The sequence below is a fragment of the Streptococcus cristatus genome (assembly GCF_963529205.1).
In the GTDB taxonomy this organism is placed as follows: Bacteria; Bacillota; Bacilli; order Lactobacillales; family Streptococcaceae; genus Streptococcus; species Streptococcus cristatus_O.
This window is the reverse complement of the sequence record NZ_CAURYF010000070.1, coordinates 1-3,511: the sequence shown is the minus strand read 5'-3', so window position 1 is coordinate 3,511 and position 3,511 is coordinate 1. Positions and strand designations below refer to the sequence as shown.

Annotated in this window: 6 protein-coding genes; all 6 read right to left on the bottom strand. The window is 41.4% G+C overall.

The window, feature by feature from the left end; genetic code table 11:
* Positions 1 to 109 (bottom strand): S1 domain-containing protein (locus tag RWS39_RS09390; RefSeq protein ID WP_462982798.1); only part of this gene is annotated, 109 nt, incomplete at its 3' end.
* A 116-nt stretch (positions 110 to 225) separates the two neighbouring features.
* Positions 226 to 864: an adenylate kinase gene (locus RWS39_RS09385; RefSeq protein WP_045498215.1), complete on the bottom strand. Its 639-nt coding sequence runs from the start codon at positions 862 to 864 to the stop codon at positions 226 to 228.
* Positions 865 to 959: 95 nt separating this feature from the next.
* Positions 960 to 2,270 (bottom strand): preprotein translocase subunit SecY, encoded by a 1,311-nt coding sequence (secY, locus tag RWS39_RS09380; protein WP_005591290.1) that lies wholly within the window; start codon positions 2,268 to 2,270, stop codon positions 960 to 962.
* A 12-nt stretch (positions 2,271 to 2,282) separates the two neighbouring features.
* On the bottom strand, positions 2,283 to 2,723 hold the full coding sequence (gene rplO / locus RWS39_RS09375; RefSeq protein WP_037617756.1) for a 50S ribosomal protein L15: 441 nt from the start codon (positions 2,721 to 2,723) through the stop codon (positions 2,283 to 2,285).
* 152 nt (positions 2,724 to 2,875) lie between these two features.
* The gene (gene rpmD / locus RWS39_RS09370) at positions 2,876 to 3,058 is read right to left on the bottom strand and encodes a 50S ribosomal protein L30 (RefSeq protein WP_002894509.1); all 183 of its coding nucleotides are present in this window, start codon (positions 3,056 to 3,058) and stop codon (positions 2,876 to 2,878) included.
* A 13-nt stretch (positions 3,059 to 3,071) separates the two neighbouring features.
* Positions 3,072 to 3,511, bottom strand: a 440-nt coding sequence (gene rpsE, locus RWS39_RS09365; RefSeq protein ID WP_314482892.1) for a 30S ribosomal protein S5, incomplete at its 5' end; no start/stop codon positions are given.

The window sequence follows — 3,511 nt, the reverse complement described above, 5'->3', positions numbered from 1 at the left end:
AAACTGTTGCTAAAATCTGATGTCCATTTTCAAGTTCAACCGTAAACATTGCGTTCGGCATCGTATCAACTACTTTGCCTTCGACTTCAATCACATCGTCTTTTGCCACGCAAAAGCACCTCCCTAAATTTCGATAGATTCCTCTGAGCACAGAGGTAACAATTATAAGTCAGACTAACTCATTGTATCACTACTTGTCAAATATTGCAAGCGGGAAAAACGCTTTTATTTTAAATTTGACAAGACTTTTTCGATATCTGAGAAGACTGCCTCAATCTCTTGATTGCCCTGAATGTCGTGAACGAGTCCTTGAGCGCGGTAATGATCAATAATTGGTTGGCCTTGAGCGATATTAACATCCAAACGACGCTTTACTGTTTCAGGTTTGTCGTCTTCACGTTGATAGTAATCTTCTTCTTTGTAATCCACTGGTGGGTTGAAAACTTTGTGGAAGGTTTCCCCTGTTTCGCGGTGGATAATCCGTCCACTCAAACGTTCTAACAAACTATCTGGATTTACTTCGATATTGATAACTGCGTCAAGTTGGATACCCAGATCTGCAAGGATTTGATCCAAGGCGTGAGCTTGATCAATTGTCCGTGGATAACCGTCCAACAAGAAACCAGTTTCTTTAATATCATCTTGTGCCAAGCGCTCTTTCACGATTCCGTTTGTCACTTCATCTGGCACCAACTCGCCTTTAGAAATGTAGGATTTCGCTAAAACACCCATTTCTGTTTCATTGGCCATAGCAGCACGGAACATATCCCCAGTTGAAATATGTGCCACGTGGAATTGTTCCACAATTTTGGCTGCTTGTGTTCCCTTGCCTGCACCTGGCAAGCCCATAATCAAAAGATTCATGTTTTGTCTCCTTTTTTGTTTTTAAAGCAATCTATTAAAACACTTAATAAACTTTTTTAAAAACAAAATAGAAGGTTGACTAAGTCAACCTATTTCTATTCTGTTGTAGTATCCATAAATCCGACATACTTACGCTTCAGAAGGTAGCCTTCCAGCTGTTTCATTCCTTCAATACCTGTTGAAATGATGATAAGAAGACTAGTTCCTCCAAGAGCAACTGCATCGGTCAGACCGAAAAGATCTTTGGCTAGGATCGGAATGATTGTGATAATCCCTAGGAATAGTGAGCCAACTGTCGCCAAACGGCGAAGCAATTTAGACATATATTCTTCCGTTCCCTTACCTGGACGAACACCTGGGATGTAGGCTCCACTCTTTTGTAAATTCTCTGCTGTCTTTTCAGGATTAATTTGTACAAATGTATAAAAGAAAGTAAAGAGAATAATCAAGAGAGCATAGGTAAACATACCACTGATGGTCGTAGTCGCCAGAAGCGCCTGTGCCGTCCGAACCCAGGATGCGTTATAGCCCATAGCACTTACAAATTGGAAGATGGCTGCTGGAGCAGCTGTAATCGAACTTGCAAAGATAACCGGGATAACACCAGCAGGGTTCACTTTTAACGGTAGGTAGGAACTTGAAGGGGCACCTTGAGCAATCTTCGTATATTGAATTGGAATTTTGTACTCAGCTTGTTGCACAAAGGTTGTGAAATAGATAATCACCAAAACCGCAACAATTAAAATTCCAACGAAAATCAAAGACGAATTGAGTCGATCGCTCGGGATATTAACAAAGTAATCTTCATAGATCCCTTTGATCATACCAGGAATACCAGATACAATCCCTGCAAAGATAATCATGGATACACCATTACCATAACCCTTATCTGTGATTTGCTCTCCTAACCAGGTCACAATAACTGAACCTGTCGTGAGGAGGGCACCAATCAAAAGATAGGTTTGCCAATTTGGATTCGCTACTAGTTTGGTTCTTGACAAAGTCGCAAATCCAGCTGTAATCCCGATGGATTGGACAAAGGCCAATACCAGGGAAATATAGCGAGTTGCTTGATTAAGCTTTCTCCGTCCGACTTCCCCTTGCTTGCCCCACTCTACAAATTTTGGAAGCAAGTCCATTTGTAAGAGCTGAACCACGATTGAAGCCGTGATATAGGGACTAACCCCAAGGGCAAAAACAGAGAAGTTACGCATGGCATTCCCAGAAACCAAACTAAGCATGTTTAAGAAAGGTAAATCGCTTAAACTGTTCAATGCTTTCGCATTAATTCCTGGAACGGTTATAGTTGTACCAATACGGAAAACTAAGATGATGAACAGTGTGAACAAAATCTTAGACCGTACTTGTTTTATTTTAAGTGCGTCTTTTAATAGCTTGAAAAACATAGGTCACCTCTCTTAGATGACTTCGACTGAACCACCTTTAGCAGTGATAGCTTCTTCAGCTGATTTAGAGAACTTAGCTGCTTTAACAGTCAACTTCTTAGTCAATTCTCCGTTACCAAGAATCTTAACACCAGATTTTTCAGCTTTTACAATACCTGCTTCGATGAGAACCACTGGAGTTACTTCTGCACCATCTTCAAAGATATTTAATTGGTCAAGATTAACAATCGCGTATTCTTTACGGTTTACATTCAAGAAACCGCGTTTTGGTACACGACGGAACAATGGAGTTTGTCCACCTTCAAAACCAAGACGAACACCGCCACCGCTACGTGCTTTTTGACCTTTTTGACCGCGACCAGAAGTTTTACCGTTACCTGATGAAGTACCGCGACCAACACGGTTGCGAACTTTACGTGAACCTGCAGCAGGTTGTAATTCATGAAGTTTCATTAATTTTTTCTCCTCTTTTGTAAAATGCTAGCGCTCGTACCAGAGAAAAGGTGTCTCTGATACAAACTCGCCTATACATATATTTAGTTTTAGGGGCTGAGAAAATTCTCAAATCCCCTAATGTATCTTAATAAAAGTTTTTCAGCCAAGGCTTACTTAACTTCTTCAACAGTTACCAAGTGAGATACAGCAGTGATCATACCGCGTACCGCTGGATTGTCTTCTTTGATAACTGAGCTGTTCAATTTGCCAAGTCCAAGTGCTACAACAGTTTTACGTTGTGACGGGATGCGTCCGATTGGAGACTTAGTCAAAGTAATTTTAATTTGAGCCATGAGTTCCCCTTTCTTAAGCCAAGTCAGAAACTGAAATACCACGAAGGGCAGCAACTTCTTCAGCGCGTTTCAATTGTTTCAAGCCTTCAACAGTTGCACGAACGATGTTGATTGGAGTGTTTGAGCCAAGTGATTTAGATGTAACATCTGCCACACCTGCCAATTCGATGACGGCACGAACAGCACCACCAGCAGCAACTCCAGAACCTTCAACAGCTGGCTTAAGCAATACTTTCGCTCCACCAAATTCTGAAAGAACTTCGTGAGGAATAGTTGTACCAACCATTGGAACTTCGATCAAGTTTTTCTTCGCATCTTCAACTGCTTTACGGATAGCTTCTGGTACTTCTTGAGCTTTACCAGTACCGAAACCAACACGACCGTTGCGGTCACCAACTACTACAAGAGCTGCAAAACGAAGACGACGTCCACCTTTAACAACTTTAGTAACAC